The organism is Streptomyces sp. NPDC021212 (assembly GCF_044332925.1).
In the GTDB taxonomy this organism is placed as follows: Bacteria; Actinomycetota; Actinomycetes; order Streptomycetales; family Streptomycetaceae; genus Streptomyces.
In genome coordinates, this window is the sequence record NZ_JBIRPZ010000007.1 from 225,769 (window position 1) to 243,890 (window position 18,122).

Here is an 18,122-nt window from a genome sequence, read left to right on the forward strand (position 1 = left end):
CTGACGGTTCGGTGACGTGACGCGCCACAGCGGCCGATCCGGCAGGTCACCGGCTTAGCGTGAGGCCGTGAAGCTCCCCCTCCGCACCGATGACCAGACCGTTCGCACGCCGGACGGCGACGAGCGGACCGGCCGCCGCCGGGACGTGCTCGCCGCCGCTGCCGCCGGGCTCCTCTTCGCCGTCGCGGCCGCCGTCGGCACCCTGATCCAGCGGGCGTATCACACCCTGTACGTCGACTGGGCGCCGCTGTACGCCGACTGGCTGCCCCACGTGGGCCCCGGCACCCCAGCGGCCGTCGCCCTCGCCGTGGCCGTCGTCGCCCACGGCCCGCGCTACGCGGCGACGTTGCCGTGGCGTCGGCTGCTGTGGGCGGGCTGGGCGGCGGCGATGGCCTGGACCTGGGCGCTGGCGCTCGTCGACGGCTGGGGACGGGGCGTGGCCGGGCGACTGACGCAGCGGAACGAGTATCTGCGCGGCGTCGACCGCTTCCAGGACATCGGCGCCGCGCTGCGCGGCTTCACCGACCACATCCTGATCACCCAGCCCGACCACTGGCCCGCGCACATCGCCGGGCATCCGCCGGGCGCCGTGCTCACCTTTGTCGGGCTCGACCGCCTGGGGCTCGGCGGCGGCGGATGGGCGGGGGCGTTCTGCATCACCGCCGGAAGCTCGGCGGCGGCCGCCGTCCTGGTCACGCTGCGCGCGCTGGGGCAGGAGCGGGCGGCGCGCACCGCCGCGCCCTTCCTCGTCCTGGCCCCGGCCGCGGTGTGGGTGGGGGCTTCGGCGGACGGCTACTTCACGGCGGTCGCGGCCTGGGGGCTCGCGCTGCTCGCGCTGGCGGCGAGCCGTACGGCCCGGGCGCCGGGCGCGGTCGCACTGGCCGCCGGGCTGCTGCTCGGCCTCACCGCGTACGTGTCGTACGGGCTCACGCTCATGGCGCTGCCCGCCGCGGCCGTGCTGGTCCTCGCCCGAACGGTGCGGCCGCTGCCGTACGCGCTGGCCGGGGCGGCGGCGGTGGCGGCCGCGTTCACCCTGGCCGGATTCACCTGGTGGGAGGGGTACGCCCTGCTGGTCGAGCGCTACTACCAGGGGGTCGCGGCGGAGCGCCCGTACGGCTACTGGGTGTGGGCCAACCTCGCCTGCACGGTGGTCACGGCCGGTCTCGCCTCCGTCGCCGGGGCCCGCCGGGCGGCGGGGGCCGTGCCGGGGGCGGTACGGCGGCTGCGCGGTGGGGGTGACGGTGACCACGGCGGGGCTGACGGGCTCGTGGTGCTCGTCCTCGCCGCACTGCTCGCGCTGGCCACCGCCGATCTGTCCGGGATGAGCAAGGCCGAGACGGAGCGCATCTGGCTGCCGTTCGTGCTCTGGCTGCTGCCATCCGCCGCGCTGCTGCCCGCCCGTGACCTGCGCCGCTGGCTGGCGGCGCAGGCCGGTCTCGCGCTGCTGGTGAACCATCTGCTGCTGACCGGTTGGTGAGTGTCGGTTGATGAGTGGCCGGTGTGAAGAGCGGGTGATACTTCTGTGATACTGAGCGGGGGACACAACTGAACCGTTGCCAGGGGGCGGGACCCGTTGAAGGCGTTGAAGACCTTGAAGGCATCGCAGTCCTTGAAGGCGTTGAAGGCATTATCGGCGCGGAACGCCTACGGCGTGGCCGCGCCCCTGGGGGCGCTCGCGGCCGTGGCCGTGGTCGTGGCGCTGCTCATCGCCCTGACCTCGCCGGGGGATACGGGCGGCGCGGTGGACGGCAGCGTCCAGGCCGCCGCCCCCGTGCCGCGAGCGGACAAGGTTCCCCGGGCCACCAAGAAGAAGAACAAGTACGCCAACTGGGACGGCAAGGTGAAGGTGATCGGGGACGGTTCCACGTCCTACACCGGTCCCCAGCCGCACCAGATGAAGATCGAGAAACTGAAGCCGGGCCAGAAGCCCCCGCAGTTCGTGGTCTTCTCCTGGGACGGCGGGCTGGAGAACGGCGACCACCTCTTCTCCCGCTTCCGCCGGGTCGCCAAGGAATCCAACGCCACGATGACGTTCTTCCTCAGCGGCATGTATCTGCTGCCCAAGTACAAGAGCGATCTCTATCAGCCGCCGATGCACAAGCGGGGCTCGGCCGCCATATCCTTCCCCACCGACGAGCACATACGCGAGACGCTGGAACAGCTGCGCGGGGCGTGGCAGGACGGCAATGAGATCGGCTCGCACTTCAACGGGCATTTCTGCGGCGCCAAGGGCGGCGAGGACTGGACCACCCAGCAGTGGAAGAGCGAGACCGAGCAGGCGTACTCGTTCGTGGAGCACTGGAAGACCAATACGGGTTTCACCGACATCGAGCCGCTGCCCTTCGACTACGACGAGGAACTGGTCGGCGGCCGCGCCCCCTGTCTGGAGGGACAGAAGAATCTGATCCCGGCCATCAAATCGCTGGGCTGGCGCTACGACGCGAGTTCTCCGGGCGACTTCCAGCTGTGGCCGTCCAAAATCGACGGCATCTGGAACTTCCCGCTCCAGCTGGTGCCGTATCCGGAGAGCGAGAAGCAGGTCCTCTCCATGGACTTCAACTTCCTCTACAACCAGTCCGGCGACAGCACCGAGGGCGATCCGGCGAAGTACACCGAATGGGAGCGGCTGACCCGCGAGGGCTATCTGAACGGTTTCGAGCGCGTCTACAACGGCAGCCGGGCACCGCTGTTCATCGGCAACCACTTCGAGACCTGGAACGGCGGCATCTACATGCAGGCCATCGAAGACGTGATGCGCAGCGTGTGCAAGCGCCAGGGCGTGCAGTGCGTTTCGTTCAAGCAGCTCGCCGACTGGCTGGACGCCCAGGACCCGAAGGTCCTGGACAAGCTCCGGATGCTCGACCCGGCGGAATCGCCGGACTGGTCGACGTACACGAAGTAGAGATACCCGAGTAACGAAAGAGCCCGGCCCGGTGCGTTCCTCCGACGCACCGGGCCGGGCTTTCGCATATCCCCCGGCTACTTCTTCCCCGCACCCGCCATATAGCGCGTCCAGATGTCCAGCGGATAGGTGTCGCTCGCCTTTCCAGTGGCGTCTCCGCCCATTCCCTTGAGCGGCAATAACTCCTGGGTCTTGGGGTCCACCCGCGACAGCGACACGGCCGTGGACACCTCATCGGTGTAGCCGACGAACCAGGACGAGGTGCCGTCCTGCGCCGTGCCCGTCTTGCCGGCCGCATCGGGCCCCACCACGGCCGCCGCCTGCCCGGTGCCGCCCTGGACCGCGCCGTGCAGCGCGTCGTCCACCTGCGCCGCGACCTGGGCGCTGAACGCCCGCTTGGCGCGGTCCTTGCGCAGGGCGAACTTCTCGCCGTTACGGGTCAGCCCACTCACCGAGAACGGCGGCACATGGGTGCCGTCCGCCGCGAACGTCGCGTAGGCGCTGGCCATCCGGATGGAGCTGGGCGTCGCGGTGCCGAGCGAGAACATGGGCACTCGCGCGCCGAAGCTGCTGGGCAACAGCCCCGCGTCGATGGATGCCTGGCGGACCCGGTCGAGGCCGACGTCCATGCCGAGCTGCATCATCGGGGTGTTGATGGACCGGACGATGGCCTGGCGCAGGCTGACCTGCCCATACGACTGCTCGCCGTCGTTCTCGCCCCGCACGATCTTGCCGCCGCGGTCCCAGTAGGGCCCCTCGGGAGTCTTCACGGCGACCTTGTTGTTGCCGTCGTAGAGGGTGGTGGGAGTGACGGGCGTGCGGGGCCCGTAGCGCTCCTTGAGCACGCCGTCGCGCAGCGCCGCCGCGTAGACGAAGGGCGTGAAGGCGGTACCGGCCGGGACGACGGAGGCGTTGGCGTCGTTGAAGCCCTGCTCCAGATAGCCGGGGCCGCCGTACAGCGCCTCGATGCGACCGCCCGGCGTCACGGAGGCGGCGCCGATGCGTACGTACCGGTCCTCCTTGCGGTTCTTGGGGTCCAGGCCGTCGCGGGTCTTCTTCACCGACGCGGCGAGCGCGTTGACCTTCGCCTTCTCGAAGGTGGTGTGAATCTGATAGCCGCCCAGGTCGAAGTCGGCGTCGGAGATGGCGGTATGGGAACTCACATACGCCTTTGCGGTCTCCACCAGATAGCCGACCTGGCCGGTGAGCCCGGCGGACCTGGGCGCCGGATGGGGTTCGGGGAACGTGGTGTACTTCGCCCGCTCGGCCTTGGAGAGCTTGCCGATGTCGACCATCCGGTCCAGCACCCATTTCCAGCGGTCGACCGCCCTTTTGTGGTTCTTGGCGCTGAGCGTGGGGTCGAAGGTTCCGGCGCCCTTGAGGAGCGAGGCGAGCATCGCGCCCTCGCTCGCGTTGAGCCGGGAGACGTCCTTGCCGTAGTACGCGTAGGAGGCCCGCTGAATGCCGTAGGTGCCGCGCCCGAACCAGCTGGTGTTCAGATACCGCTCGAGAATCTCCTGCTTGGTCATCCGGTCGTCGAGCTTGATGGCCATGAACATCTCGGTGAGCTTGCGGGAGAACGTCTGGCGCTGATTGAGATAGGCATTCTTCACATACTGCTGGGTGATGGTCGAGCCGCCCTGGGTCTCGCCTCCCGTCACCATCCGGGTCACGGCGCGCATCAGACCGCTCGGGGAGACGCCGCTGTCCGAGTAGAAACTCGCGTTCTCGGCGGCGAGGATCGCCCACTGGACCTTTTCCGGCACCTTGGACAACGCCACCTCCTGACGGTTGACCGGGCCCGTACGGGCCATCTCGGAGCCGTCGGCCCAGTAGTAGACGTTGTCCTGCTGGGTGGCGAAGTCGTTGAGGTTCTTGGGTATGTCGGTCTGCATGTAGAGATAGCTCAGGACCCCGGTGAGACTCCCGAGGCAGAACACGAAGAGGAGACCGATCTGGCGCCACGACGGCAGCCACCGCCGCGCGCCCTGTCTCCCGGCCCGGGGATAGTCGAGCCGGATATGGTGGGCCGCCCAGCGACGCAGCTGCATGCCCCGGCCGACCGACGACGGCGGTGGCTTGCGGTGTGCGTTACGGCGGTGCTTCCCCATGGCATTGTTGCTGCCCAGCACGTGTGTTCCCCCACGCTCGCTCCGCGCGCGGGCGCGGCACATAAGGTGTGATCTTCCATCCCCCCAGACCACACGACCTTATTCTCCCTTCCGAACATCTGTAGCCACAGGGCCCCAAAATTTTGTAACAGTGCCTCAGCGGCGCGCAGAAGGGGGCGTAGCGTGACACCCCGAAGCTCACATGAACCTCTGAACCGCAAGCGCCGTGGATTCGTCCTCCCCTCAGAGGGTCATTACCCCGACAGACCGACTGAGCGACTGAGCGAAGGGGGAGCCATGACGCGTCTCGGGACCGGAATCGGCTGGCGACCGGAAATCGCCGAGGACATCGCGCGCCTGCCCGGCATCGACTGGGTGGAGGTGGTGGCCGAGAACGTCTGCCCCGGCCATGTGCCCGACGCGCTGCTGCGGCTGCGCGAGCGCGGTACGACGGTGGTCCCGCACGGCGTCTCCCTCGGCCTCGGCGGCGCCGAGCGACCGGACCCCGAGCGGCTGACGGCCCTGGCGGAGCGGGCGGAGGCGCTGGGTTCGCCCCTGGTCACCGAGCACATCGCGTTCGTACGGGCCGGGGGGCCGCTGACCGGGTCGCCCGCCCTCGAGGCCGGGCATCTGCTGCCGGTGCCGCGCACCCGGGACGCGCTGGACGTGCTGTGCGAGAACGTGGCGATAGCCCAGGCGGCGCTGCCGGTGCCGCTCGCGCTGGAGAACATCGCGGCGTTGATCTCCTGGCCCGGCGAGGAGATGACCGAGGGCCAGTTCCTTGCCGAGCTGGTCGAGCGGGCCGGCGTACGGCTGCTCATCGACGTCGCCAACCTGCACACCAACCACGTCAACCGGGGCGAGGACCCGGCCGAGGCGCTGGACGAGCTGCCGACCTCGGCCATCGCTTACGTCCATGTGGCGGGCGGGGTCGAACGGGACGGGGTGTGGCACGACAGCCACGCCCACCCGGTGACGCAGCCGGTGCTCGACGTGCTCGCCGAACTGTGCGCCCGTACGACGCCGCCCGGGGTGCTGCTGGAGCGGGACGAGGACTTCCCGGCGGCCGAGGAGCTGGCGGGCGAACTGGCCGCGATCCGCGCGGTGACGGCGGCCGGGGTGACGGCCACGGACGCCGCCGTGCCGAAGCGCGGCACCGATGGCGGGGGCATACCGGCCACCGACGCCGCGCGGGAGCGGCTGGCGCGCGCCCAGAACGAGCTGCTGTCGGCGCTCGTCGCGGGCGGCCCTGCGCCGGAGGGGTTCGACCGGCAGCGGCTGGGGGTCCAGAGCCGGGCGCTGACGGTCAAGCGGTCCGGGGTGGTCGCCAAGGTCGCGCCCGAGCTGCCGGAGATCCTGGGCGACGGCTACCGCCGGGCGTTCGAGGGTTACGCCGACGGCCGCCCGATGACCGGCGGCTACCGCCGCGACGCGATGGCGTTCGTCGAACATCTGCTGGCGGCCGATGACGTCCGGGACGCGGCGACGCGGCGCGGGCTGACGCTGTGGTGGCAGGAGCGGTCCGGGCCCGCCCCGCTGTCCCCGCACCCGCTGGCGCGCTTCGCCCGCCGGGCCCGGCTCGTGCTGACCGGGGGGTGACGGGCATGGCCGCGTTCGTGATCCTCGTGTACGTGGTGGTGACCGTGTCGTCGGCCGTGGTCATCACGGGCGTCGTACGGACCCGGCGGGCCGCCGCGGGGGCGCCGGAAACCGGCGTTGACGACCTCATGGAGGCCGCGTTCCTGGCAGGCGGGCCCGGCCGGGTGGCCGACACCGTGATCAGCGAGATGCACACCGACGGCCGGCTGGCGGTCGGCGGGCCCGGGGTGGTCTCGCTACGGCAGCCGGTCGCCCGCACCCCGATCGAGAACGCGCTTCTCGACGTTCTCACCCGTTCCCCGAACGGCGCCCTCGACCGGCTGCGCCGGGAGCTGATGCGCGCCCCGGAGGTGCAGGCCATCGGGGACGACCTTGCGCGGCGCGGGCTGCTGATGCGACCCGCCGCCCTCCGTCCGTGGCGGAACGCGGCGTGGGCGCAGGTGGTGGCCTGCTGGCTGGGCGTGCCTCTGGGCATCTGGCTGACCGTCCGGCAGATGGGCGGGAACGGCGGGTTCCCGGTGATCATCCAGATCCTTCCGGCGCTGTTCCTCGGCTTCGGGGTCGGCGGCGTCTGCGCGAGCCTGACCAAGGGCCGGCTGACGTCGGCCGGGAGGCGAGCCCTGGACGCCTTCCGGAGGGACACCGAGATGGGCACCGCCGAGCGGCCCGGAAGGCTGCCCAGCGGGCACTGGTCGTCGGCGCCCGCCGTATCCTCCGCGAACTCCGCGGCGAGGGCGGCGCCCGCCGTCGCGGTCGCCGTGGCGCTGGGCGGCGCGGCGACCATCGCCGCCGACACGGTGCTGCGGGACCAACTGCTCCAGGCCCATCGCGTGACGGGCGCGGGCGTGCCTTCGGGCAACGGTTCGGGTTCGTCGGGCATCTCCGACTTCTCCGGCGGCTCATGGTGCGGCGGCGGCTCCGGGGGCTCCGGCTGCGGCGGCTCGTCGTGCGGAGGCGGCTCCTCATGCGGGGGCGGCGGTTCCGGCTGCGGCGGCGGTGGTGGCGGCGGTGGCTGCGGCGGCGGTGGCGGTGGTGGCTGCGGCGGAGGCAGTTGACCGCTCACGAATCGCGGCACCGAATCGTGCATATCGCGAAATCTGTGGCGCGGAACCGGTCGGGTCCAGTAGAACTCGGCCATGTTGTGGGTCCTGTTCCTGCTCGTCGCGTGGGGCTCGGCGGTGGTCAGCTGCACCCGCCTGTGTCTCGCCGCGGTCGCGGCCGCCCAGCCGATGGACGCCGGTCCCGAGCCGGAGGGGCGGGCCCTGAGCCTGTACGAGGCGGCGTTCCTGGCCGGCGGGCCGCAGCGGGTGGCCGATCTCGCCCTGGTGTCGATGTCCCGTGAGCGCCGTCTGCTGCTCGCCCACACCGGCTGGGTCACCGTCGTGGACCCGGACGGCCGGGACGATCTCGAACGCTCGGTCATCGCCGCGGTAGGTCCGCGGGGCCAGTCCCCCGTGCCGCCGGTCCGCAACCTCCTGGCCGCCGCCGACCCGGTGCGGGCGCTGGCCGACCGGCTGGTGACGGCGGGGCTCGCGGTGCCCGCGGGGGCGCGGGCGAACGTGGCGGCCGCGGTGCGGCAGGTGCGGCTCGCGTGCGTGGTGGTCCTGCTGACGGGGGTGGTCGCGCTGCTGATGGTGCCGCCCGCCTCGGGCCCGGGCCCCGCGCTGGCGTGGTTCGCGCTTCCGCTGCTCCTCACCGCGAGCTGTCTGGTGATCGCGCGGATCGAGGTGCATCCGTACTCACGCTGGGCCTCCCCCGCCGGGCAGCGGCTGCTGGGCCGGATCGAGGTGCCGCCGCGGCGGCCCGTCGCCCGGCGCGCCGGGGACGTGACGGACGAGGAGCGCGACGACGGCGAGTTGCTCACCGCGCTCGCTGTCCACGGCACGGCCGCTCTGCCCGATCCGGCGCTGCGTGCGGCGCTGAGGGCGCATTGGGGTCATTGACCCCGACACCGCGGCCCGGTGCTTTACATGGCCAATCACCGCACCAAGTATCCCTTTTGTCGCGTGATGCGCGGAGGGATGGCTTGCGGAGGGACGGCTTGTGAGAGCAGCAGCGCTGTACGGCATCCTCGGGCCGCTGTCCCTGTCCCTGGCCATGACCGGGCTCCTCGCCACCCCCGCCACCGGCAGACCGCTCGCCACGCCTCCCGCGACACCCACGGCGCCCGCGCGCCTCCTCACATCCGCCGCCGGTCCCCCGGCGGCCACCGCCCTCGCGGCGGCGGCGCCCGCCTGGTCCGCCGCGCCCGCCTCCGCCGTGCCGGTCTCCCCCGCGCTGGCCTCCCCCGGGCTGGCCACGCCCCGGGGCGGCGCCGCCGAGGCCCGCGGGGTGACGGCGGCGGCCCGGAAGGCGGCCGCCCGGGGCATCGCCTTCGGCAGCTGCCCACGCTCCGAGGAGCTGTCCTCCGACGTCCGCTGCGGCACCGTCTCCGTACCGCTGGACTACGCGCGGCCGCACGGCAAACACATCCGTCTCACCGTCAGCCGGGTCCGCGCCTCCGGCCCCGAGGCCCGGCGGCAGGGCGCGCTGGTCTACAACCCGGGCGGGCCGGGCGCGTCCAGCATGACGTTCCCCGCGTACGCCGCCGAGGGCGCGTTCCGCAAGACGGCCGCGGCCTACGACTTCGTCGGATACGCGCCCCGCGGAGTCGGCCGCTCCGCGCCCGTGTCCTGTCAGCGGCCGGCGGACTTCGCCGAGACGCCGACCAGCTCCCCGCAGCACCCCTCCGCGGAGTTCAAGCGGGCGCTGGTGGCGCGGGCGCGCGCGTACGCCCGGGGCTGCGCGCGCCGTACGGGGGCGGTCCTGCGGCACATCACCACGCTCAACAACGCCCGCGACCTCGATGTGCTGCGCGCCGCGCTCGGCGAGAAGCGGCTCACCTTCGTGGGCGCCTCGTACGGCACGTACTACGGGGCCGTGTACGCGACGCTCTTCCCCCGCCATGTGCGCCGCATGGTGTTCGACAGCGTGGTCAACCCCGGCCCCTGGCAGATCTGGTACCGCAACAACCTCGACCAGTCCCTGGCCTTCGAGCGGCGCTGGGCGGACTGGCGCCGCTGGACCGCCCGGCACCACGCCGTCTACCACCTCGGCACGACCCCCGCCCGGGTGCTCGCCGCGTACCGGAAGGCGACGCACCGCCTGGCCCGGAAACCGGCGGGAGGCCACGTCGGCACCGGCGAGCTGCAGGACGCGTTCGTACGGGTGGGCTACAACGACGCCTACTGGGACGCCGCCGCCCGCGCCCTCGCCGCCTATCTGCGCGGCGATTCCCGGCCGCTGATCGCACTGGCCGCGTCCGAGTCCGGGGACGCGAAGGCCGCGGAGAACGGCAATGCCGTCTACACCGCCGTGGAGTGCAACGACGCGCCCTGGCCGCGCGCCTGGGCCAGCTGGGACCGGGACAACACCGCCCTCGCGCGCCGTGCGCCCTTCGAGACCTGGGACAACGTGGCGATGAACCTGCCCTGCGCCTACTGGCCGCTGGAGCACGACACCCCGATGGACGTGACCGCCCGGCCGGGGCTGCCCCCGGTGCTGCTGCTGGCGGCCGAACGGGACGCGGCCACGCCGTACGCGGGCGCCAAGGAACTGTGGCGCAGACTCCCCGGCGCCTCGCTGGTGACCGAGCGGAAGTCCGGTACGCACGGCCTGTGGGGCGGCCCGAACGACTGCGTCAACCGCAAGGTCGACACGTATCTGCTGACCGGGAGGACGCCGGGCCGGACGGCCTACTGCGCACCGCGCGCGGCGCCGGAACCGCGACCGGCCCCGGTGCCCGAGTCCGGCAAGCAGCCCGCGCTGCCCGGCGCCCCCGGATCGCCGGAAGCCACCGGGGTGCCCGGGATGCCGTGACCGTCGGGCCGGGCGACGACCGCTGACCGTCAGGCCAGACCGGCGACCAGCTCGGAGACCGGCTTGCGCCGCCCGGTGTAGAACGGCACCTCCTCGCGCACATGACGCCGCGCCTCGGAGGCCCGCAGGTGGCGCATCAGGTCGACGATCCGGTGCAGCTCGTCCGCCTCGAAGGCGAGGATCCACTCGTAGTCGCCGAGGGAGAACGACGCGACCGTGTTGGCGCGCACATCGGGGAAGCCGCGCGCCATCTTGCCGTGGTCCGCGAGCATCGTGCGGCGCTCCTCGTCGGGCAGCAGATACCAGTCGTAGGACCGCACGAAGGGGTAGACGCTGACGTAGTCGCGCGCGTGCTCGTCCGCGAGGAAGGCCGGGATGTGCGACTTGTTGAACTCCGCCGGGCGGTGCAGCGCCATGTTCGACCACACCGGCTCCAGGGCGCGGCCGAGCCGGGTGCGGCGGAAGAGGTTGTACGCCTCCTGCAGCGCGTCGGAGGTCTCCGAGTGCCACCAGATCATGACGTCCGCGTCCGCCCGCAGCCCGGAGAGGTCGTAGGTGCCGCGCACCGTGACGTCCTTGGCGTCGAGCTGCGCGAAGAGCTGCTCGACCTCGTCGGCGTAGCCGGTGCGGTCCTCCGGCAGCACGTCGCGCAGCCGGAAGACCGACCACAGGGTGTAGCGGATGACCTCGTTGAGGTCCTTGGCCTTCTTCCCGGCGTTGGGAGCCTTCGGAGACAGGGTTGCCTCGGGCGTGTCGGGGGTCTCGGGAACAGCAGCAGTCATGGTCCTATTCTCGCTCTCCGCCGTGCGAGCCCGCCGCCAGGGTCGCCGTGAGCGGTCCGAGCAGTTCGTCGGCGGCCGTGCGGGCGGATCCGACGCACGCGGGGATGCCGACGCCCTCGTAGACCGCGCCGCACACCCGCAGCCCGGGCAGCTTGGCGACCTCCGCGCGGATCCGGGCGACCCGGTCGAGATGGCCGACCGGGTACTGGGGCAGTCCGCCGTCCCAGCGGGTCACCCGGGTCGCCACCGGCTTGGCGCCGAGGCCGGTGGCCTCGCCCAGATCGGCGAGCGACATCCCTACCAGATCGGCGTCGTCGCGCTTCAGATGCTCCTCGTCCTCAAACCGCCCGATCGAGGTACGCAGCACGAAGAGATCGGGGGCGGCGTCGCGGAGCCAGCCCCATTTGCGGCTGGAGAACGTGGCCGCCTTGATCGTGTGGCCGTCCACCGGCGGGACCAGAAAGCCGCTGCCCTCCGCGAGCGAGGCCACGTCCTCGCGACGGAAGGCCATCGTGATCAGCGCCATGGAGGCGTAGTCGACGGTGGCCAGCTCGGCGGAGGCGGCCGGGGAGTCGGCCGCCAGGAGCCGGGCGGCGGCGGGCGCGGGGGCCGCCAGCACGACCGCGTCGGCCCGCAGTACCTCGCCGTCGGTGACGACGGTCCAGCCGTCGGCGGTCCGCCGCAGCTCCCGTACGGGTGTGTGGGTACGGATCTCGCCGCCCGCGGCCCGTACGGCGTCGGCCACCGCGAGCGGCAGCCGCCCGATGCCGCCGTCGATACCCGTGAACACCGGCCCCTCCTGCCGCTGGGCGGCCCGCTCGGTCAGCGCGCGGACCCCCTCGGCCAGCGGGCGGTTCGCCCGGGCCAGTTCGAAGAGGGTGGGCACCGCGGCCCGCATCGAGGTGCGGTACACATCCCCCGCGTACACCCCGCCGAGCAACGGCTCGACCAGCCGGTCCACGACCTCCCGGCCGAGCCGCGCGGCGATGAACTCGCCGAGCGCCACGTCCTCGCCGACCGGCGTGGGAGGCAGCTCCGCGTCGCGGGCGATGCGGGCCAGCCCCTCGTCCGAGATCACCCCGGACGCGGCGAGCGGCGCGAGATCGCCGGGCACGCCCATCACATGGCCCTTGGGCATCGGCCGCAGGGCGCCGCGCGTCCACAGGGAGGCGGTCGCCGTCGCGGGCGGCTCCAGCCGCTCGCCGAGGCCGACGGCGCGCGCCAGCTCCACGCCCTCCGGGCGCCGGGCGAGCATCGATTCGGCGCCCAGGTCGACGGCCACGCCCTCGATCTCGCCCGCGCACAGCTTGCCGCCCAGCCGCCCCGACGCCTCCAGCACGGTCACCCGCGCCCCGCCGGTCCGTAGCCGGTGGGCGGCCGCGAGGCCCGAGATCCCGCCGCCGATGACGACGGCATGGCCGGTGTGCCCAGGATTGTGCGGGGGGTTCGCTGCGCTCATGCCCCCACTCTCTCACCCGCCCCCAGGGGGTGATGGGCGGAGGCCGTGGCGAGGTCGGCCTCGATGCGGGCGGCGGCGGTCCGCAACGCCGGAAGCAACTCCTCAACGGTGGATTCCGCGCTGCCGCGGCCCGCGTGAGTGGCGATGTTGAGCGCGGCCACCACCCGGCCGTCCGCGCCCCGCACGGGCACCGCGAGCGACCGCAGCCCCTCCTCCAATTCCTCGTCCACCAGGGCGTATCCGTCCCTCCCGGTCCGCTCCAGGATCCGGGCCAGCTCGGGCACGGCGGTCACGGTGTGCCGGGTCAGCGGCCGGGGGTCGAGCCCGGCGAGGTACGCGGCGCGCTCGTCCGCGCCCAGCCCCGCGAGCAGCACCCGGCCCATGGAGGTCGCGTGGGCGGGGAACCGGGTGCCGATGGTGATGTTGACGCTCATGATCCGCACGGTGGGCACGCGCGCCACATACCGGATGTCGTCGCCGTCGAGGACCGCCAGGGACGCCGACTCGTGGACGGTGCGGACCAGTTCGCGCATATGGGGCTGGGCCAGCTCGGTGAACGACAGGTCGCCCAGCGGCGCGTAGCCCAGCTCCAGCACCCGTGGCAGCGGGCGGAAGGTCCGGCCGTCGGCCGCCGCGTATTCGGCGTATCCCAGCTCGACGAGGGTGAGCAGGGAGCGGCGCGCGGTGGCCCGGGGCAGCCCGGTGGCCTCGGCCACGGCGGTGAGCGTGAGCCCGTGCCCCGCTCCGTCGCCCTCCTCCCCCGGAGTGCCCAGCGCCCGCAGCACGGTGAGTCCGCGCGCGAGCGACTGCAGATATCCGGCCCCCAGCTCCCGCTTGGCCGCCCGCGCCGGGTCCTCGGTGGACCCGGCAGCGGCGAGCCCGCGCCCCGGCGGGCGCCTCCGGCGCGTGGGCGGGGCGGCCAACGCCGCCTCCATCGCCGGGATCTCCGCAGACAGCGGGCTCAGCACGGCGGCCCGCAGCGAGGCCACGTCGTGGCGGCTGGTGTGACTGACGACGTTCACCGCGCACACGGTGCGGCCCGAGCCGTCCCGCACCGGTACGGACACCGCCACCAGGCCGGGCTCGATCAGCTGGTCGTCGGCCGCCCAGCCGGTCCGGACGGCCTCCCGTACGCGCGCCTCGAAGCCGGTGTCGGCGGCGGGCCGGTGGCGCGGCGGAACGGCGGGGAAGGCGGCGTCGAGGGGGTCGGCGGCGCGGCGGGCGCGCCAGGCCGCCCACGCCCGCTCGTCCCAGTCGGCGGCGAAGAGCGCGCCCGGGGCGCAGCGCTCGGCGGGGAGCAGATCGCCGATGCGGAAGGCGAGGGACATGGTGCGGCGGCGGGTGGCCTGGACGACGAAGCGCGCCCCGTCGCCGTCCGGCACGGCGACCGAGACCGATTCGTCGAGCCCGTCGGCGAGCCGCTCGGCGAACGGCCCGAGCACGTCCGGCAGGCCGCTGGCGGCGAGGTAGGCGTTGCCCAGCTCCATGAGGCGGGCCGCGAGGCTGACGTCGCGCCCGTCGAGCCGCACATACCCCAGCTGTTCGAGCGTGCCCACGACGCGGTCGACGACGGACCGGGCGAGCCCGGTGCCGCGCACGAGGTCGCCGGGCCTGACCGCGGCCTGGCCCGGGTGCGCGGCCAGCCGGGTCAGCTCGCAGAGCACGGCGAGGCCGCGCTCCAGAGGGCCGACGGGACCATTGACAGGTGGGGTCACCGGACCGAGACTCATCACGAGTCCGATTATGAACGAAGTTTCACTCCGCGAACAAGTGGGGATCCTCACCTCACCTGGCTCGGACGACCGGCCCGGACGAAGGGACGATTCGATGCGCACGACCGTCGGGATCATCGGTGGAGGACCCGCCGGCCTGCTGCTCGCCCGCCTGCTGCACCGCGCGGGGGTGGACTGCGTGGTGCTGGAGAGCCGGGACCGGGCCTATGTCGAGCGGCGGCAGCGGGCCGGAATCCTGGAGCAGGGCACCGTCGACGTGCTGCGGGAGTGCGGCGCGGCCGAGCGCCTGGACCGCGAGGGGCTGCCGCACCAGGGCATCGAGCTGCGCTTCGAGGGCCGCGCCCACCGCATCGACTTCCCGGCCGCCACCGGCGGCAAGTCGGTGACGGTCTACGCCCAGACGGAGATCGTCAAGGATCTGGTCCGGCTCCAGCTCGCCGACCCCGGGGGCCCTCCGCTGCTGTTCGAGGCCGAGGCCCTGGCCATCGAGAAGGCCGATTCCGATGCGCCGGTCGTCCGCTTCCGTCACGAGGGCCGCGAAGAGGCGCTGAGCTGCGACTTCGTGGCGGGCTGCGACGGCTTCCACGGCATCGCCCGGGGCGCGGTCCCGGTCGACCGGGTCCGCGCCTTCGAGCGCACCTATCCCTACTCCTGGCTCGGGGTGCTGGCCGATGTGCCGCCGTCCTGCGAGGAGTTGATCTACGCCCGCCATCGGCGCGGCTTCGCCCTGCACAGCATGCGCTCCCCACAGGTCTCCCGGCTCTACCTCCAGGTGCCGAACGACACCGACCCCGCCGACTGGTCCGACGAGCAGATCTGGGACGAGCTGTCCGCCCGCTTCGCGCTGGACGACAGCGGGTGGAGACTGGAGCGCGGCCCGATCACCGCCAAGTCGGTCACCCCGATGCGGAGTTTCGTCCAGGAGCCGATGCGCCACGGCCGCCTCTTCCTCGCGGGCGACGCCGCGCACATCGTGCCGCCGACCGGGGCCAAGGGCCTCAACCTCGCCGTCGGTGACGTGGTCACCCTGGCCCGTGCGCTGGTCCAGCACCACACGACGGGCTCGACGGAGCTGCTGGACGGCTATTCGGAGACGTGTCTGCGCCGGGTGTGGCAGGCCGAGCGCTTCTCGTACTTCATGACGGACACCCTGCACCGGCCCCCGGAGCAGACACCGTTCGAGGACCGGCTGCAGATCGCCCAGCTGGACCGGATCGCCACCTCCCGCACCGCTTCCACCGAGCTGGCCGAGAACTACGTCGGCCTTCCGCTGTCATGACGGCCCCCGCGCACCCCGCGGCCGGCCGGCCGGATGCCGGGCGGTCGGTCGCGGGCCGGGTGCTAGCCGTGCTGGACGCGTTCGACGCCTCGCACCGGTCGCTGTCGCTCACCGCCCTCGCCCGGCGCGCCGGGCTGCCGCTGGCCACCGCGCACCGGATGGTCGCCTCGCTCACCCGCTGGGGCGCCCTGGAGCGCGACACCTCGGGGGCGTACCACATCGGGCTGCGGCTGTGGGAGGTGGCGACGCTGTCGCCGCGCGGGGTCGGGGTGCGCGAGGCGGCGCTGCCGTTCATGGAGGACCTGTACGAGGCCACCCATGAGAACGTCCAGCTGGCGGTGCGCGACGGCCTGGAGGTGGTCTACGTCGAGCTGATCTCCGGCCGCTCCGCGGTCCATGTGCGCACCCGGGTCGGCAGCCGCTGGCCGCTGCACGCCACGGGCGTCGGCCTGGTGCTGCTCGCGTACGGGCCGCCGGGCCTGGGCGAGCGGGTGTGCGCCCGGCCGATGCGCCGCTTCACCGAGCGGACCATCCAGGACCCGGCGCGGCTCCGGGCCACGCTCGCCGAGGTGCGGCGCACCGGGATCGCCGTCAGCGACCGGCAGATCACCATGGACGGGCTGTCCATCGCCGCCCCGGTGCGGGGGCCGCGCGGGGAGGTGGTGGCCTCGCTGTCGGTGGTAGTCCCGGCCGCTGAGGGGCGGGCGCCGGGGCTGATACCCGCGGTGCGGGTCGCCGCCCACGGCATATCCCGTACCCTCGCCGCCGCCTGGGGGCAAGAGTCGCTTGCCGAGGTTTCCGGCTGACGGAAGACCTGGAACTGCCCCTTGCCGGGGGTCCGTTCACGCCACATTCTGTGGGGCACATCGCGCTCCGCGCTGGAAACCCAACGCCCGAGGGGGCGCCCGAAGTGACCACCGAGGACACCGCCACGCGGGAGCGGACGGCCTCACCCCGCGGCTGGCAGCCCTATCACACGCTGTGGGCCATGCTGCTGGGCGGCTGGCTCTTCTCCTACGCCGACCGCACCCTCACCGGCCCGGTGGTGACCTGGCTGATCGAGAACGACCACGGCATGCTCGGCTCCGCCGGCCATCCGCATGCCCTCGGCGGTCTGATCGGCAGCCTCTTCTTCGCGGGCTACATGCTCACCCAGTTCCCCGGCGGCTATCTCGGGGACCGCTTCGGGCACCGCACGATGCTCGCCGTCTCGCTGCTGTGGGCGGGGGTGGCGACCCTGGCCAGCGGCGTGGTGAGCGGGCTGATCGCGTTCGTCGTCCTGCGGGTGCTGACCGGTCTCGGCGAGGGCGTCTTCTACTCCAACGACCGCTCGCTGATCGCCCAGCGCACCCCGCCCGCGAAGGCCGGCCTCGGCATGGGCGTCGCCATCACCGGGCTGTCGATCGGGCTGACGATCGCGACCATCAGCACGCCCTATCTCATCGACTGGGGCGCCCAGGTGTTCGGCCACGAGGACGCCTGGCGGATGCCGTTCCTGGTGCTGGGCGGTGCGACGCTGGCGTTCGGCTGGATCACCACGGTCTACATGCGCCGCATCGGCGGCCCGCTGAAAGCCACCGGCTCCACGCTGCGGCTGCTGGGGATCTCGGCGGTGCTGTGCGCGGCCGTCATGGCGGTCTATCTGATCGCCGACGGGGCGGGCATGCCGAGCTGGGGCGTGGCCGTCCTGGAGTGCGTGCTCGCGTTCGTGCTGATCGGGGCGATCTTCGCCCGGCGCGGATCACGGCTCGGCGCCGTCTCCCGCAACCGCAATGTGCTGCTGCTCAGCTTCGCCTTCATCGCGGTCATGTGGAACCTGTGGTTCTTCAGCTTCTGGTCGGTGTCGATCGTCGCCGACGCCGCCCACAGCTCCTTCCAGAACGCGGCGCTGGTCGCGACGTTCAACGCGGGCGCGGGCATCCTCGGGTTCCCGGTCGGCGGCCGGCTGTCGGACCTGGCGAAGGACCGGGGGTGGGGGCGGCGGCCGCTGCTGATCGCGTTCACCGTGGTCCAGGGCGTGCTGGTGCTGGTCTTCGCGGCCTATCTCCAGGCCCAGGAGAAGCCGTCCCTGCTGGTGATGTCCGTCCTGCTCTTCGTCACCAGCCTCTTCTTCAACGCCCTCCAGCCGATGGCGCACGCCCTGCTGAACGATGTGGCCGACGCGTCCGAGCGCGGCGCCGCCTTCGGCCTGTTCAACCTGGTCGGGGAGATAGGCGCGGTGATCAGCCCGGCGCTCAGCGGCACCCTCTTCGACCACTACGGCAGCTGGACGTCCGCCGTCTACATCGACGGCGCGCTGATGCTCACGAGTGCTGTTCTGTACGTCCTGGTCCGCGAGCCCACCGCCCGCTCGTAGGGGGGTGCGGGTCGCCGCGAGGCGCCGGGCCAGGTTTCCCGGC

13 protein-coding genes are annotated in these 18,122 nt (G+C 72.8%); 9 read left to right on the top strand and 4 right to left on the bottom strand.

Annotated elements, in window-relative coordinates; translation table 11 throughout:
* The first annotated feature begins 67 nt into the window (after positions 1 to 67).
* Together ACH4SI_RS20525 and ACH4SI_RS20530 are read left to right on the top strand one after the other, a co-directional pair.
* Positions 68 to 1,477 (top strand): hypothetical protein, encoded by a 1,410-nt coding sequence (locus ACH4SI_RS20525; RefSeq protein WP_398297518.1) that lies wholly within the window; start codon positions 68 to 70, stop codon positions 1,475 to 1,477.
* Positions 1,478 to 1,591: 114 nt separating this feature from the next.
* Positions 1,592 to 2,902 carry a hypothetical protein gene (locus tag ACH4SI_RS20530; protein ID WP_398297520.1) on the top strand — a complete coding sequence of 437 codons (1,311 nt, stop codon included), beginning with the start codon at positions 1,592 to 1,594 and terminating at the stop codon, positions 2,900 to 2,902.
* Positions 2,903 to 2,979: 77 nt separating this feature from the next.
* On the opposite strand, the gene ACH4SI_RS20535 is transcribed toward ACH4SI_RS20530, so the two are convergent.
* A complete protein-coding gene (locus ACH4SI_RS20535) occupies positions 2,980 to 4,953 on the bottom strand; it encodes a transglycosylase domain-containing protein (protein WP_398297988.1) in 1,974 nt (657 codons plus the stop codon).
* A 357-nt stretch (positions 4,954 to 5,310) separates the two neighbouring features.
* On the opposite strand from ACH4SI_RS20535, the gene ACH4SI_RS20540 reads away from it, so the two are divergent.
* The 4 genes from ACH4SI_RS20540 to ACH4SI_RS20555 all read left to right on the top strand — a co-directional run bounded on the left by ACH4SI_RS20540 (position 5,311) and on the right by ACH4SI_RS20555 (position 10,470).
* On the top strand, positions 5,311 to 6,612 hold the full coding sequence (locus ACH4SI_RS20540) for a DUF692 domain-containing protein (protein WP_398297522.1): 1,302 nt from the start codon (positions 5,311 to 5,313) through the stop codon (positions 6,610 to 6,612).
* 5 nt (positions 6,613 to 6,617) lie between these two features.
* Entirely contained in the window at positions 6,618 to 7,667 is a 1,050-nt protein-coding gene (locus ACH4SI_RS20545) for a TIGR04222 domain-containing membrane protein (RefSeq protein ID WP_398297524.1), read from the top strand.
* Positions 7,668 to 7,748: 81 nt separating this feature from the next.
* Positions 7,749 to 8,555: a TIGR04222 domain-containing membrane protein gene (locus ACH4SI_RS20550; protein WP_398297526.1), complete on the top strand. Its 807-nt coding sequence runs from the start codon at positions 7,749 to 7,751 to the stop codon at positions 8,553 to 8,555.
* Positions 8,556 to 8,655: 100 nt separating this feature from the next.
* Complete coding sequence (locus ACH4SI_RS20555) at positions 8,656 to 10,470, top strand: alpha/beta hydrolase (protein ID WP_398297528.1); 1,815 nt, start codon at positions 8,656 to 8,658, stop codon at positions 10,468 to 10,470.
* Positions 10,471 to 10,499: 29 nt separating this feature from the next.
* On the opposite strand, the gene hemQ is transcribed toward ACH4SI_RS20555, so the two are convergent.
* The 3 genes from hemQ to ACH4SI_RS20570 are packed head-to-tail and all read right to left on the bottom strand — an operon-like array spanning position 10,500 to position 14,441.
* Positions 10,500 to 11,252, bottom strand: coding sequence for a hydrogen peroxide-dependent heme synthase (gene hemQ, locus ACH4SI_RS20560; protein ID WP_398297530.1), 753 nt, complete (start codon positions 11,250 to 11,252; stop codon positions 10,500 to 10,502).
* A gap of 4 nt (positions 11,253 to 11,256) precedes the next feature.
* A complete protein-coding gene (gene hemG / locus ACH4SI_RS20565; protein WP_398297532.1) occupies positions 11,257 to 12,711 on the bottom strand; it encodes a protoporphyrinogen oxidase in 1,455 nt (484 codons plus the stop codon).
* Complete coding sequence (locus ACH4SI_RS20570; protein ID WP_398297534.1) at positions 12,708 to 14,441, bottom strand: IclR family transcriptional regulator C-terminal domain-containing protein; 1,734 nt, start codon at positions 14,439 to 14,441, stop codon at positions 12,708 to 12,710. The genes hemG and ACH4SI_RS20570 overlap by 4 nt, the downstream gene beginning before the upstream one ends.
* 97 nt (positions 14,442 to 14,538) lie before the next feature.
* Between ACH4SI_RS20570 and ACH4SI_RS20575 the strand changes: the two genes are divergently transcribed.
* The 3 genes from ACH4SI_RS20575 (at position 14,539) to ACH4SI_RS20585 (ending at position 18,079) form a co-directional block, all read left to right on the top strand.
* On the top strand, positions 14,539 to 15,723 hold the full coding sequence (locus ACH4SI_RS20575; RefSeq protein ID WP_398297536.1) for a 4-hydroxybenzoate 3-monooxygenase: 1,185 nt from the start codon (positions 14,539 to 14,541) through the stop codon (positions 15,721 to 15,723).
* Entirely contained in the window at positions 15,720 to 16,529 is an 810-nt protein-coding gene (locus ACH4SI_RS20580; protein WP_398297538.1) for an IclR family transcriptional regulator, read from the top strand. The genes ACH4SI_RS20575 and ACH4SI_RS20580 overlap by 4 nt, the downstream gene beginning before the upstream one ends.
* A gap of 104 nt (positions 16,530 to 16,633) precedes the next feature.
* Positions 16,634 to 18,079, top strand: a complete 1,446-nt coding sequence (locus ACH4SI_RS20585; RefSeq protein ID WP_398297540.1) for an MFS transporter — start codon at positions 16,634 to 16,636, stop codon at positions 18,077 to 18,079.
* The last annotated feature ends 43 nt before the right edge of the window (positions 18,080 to 18,122 follow it).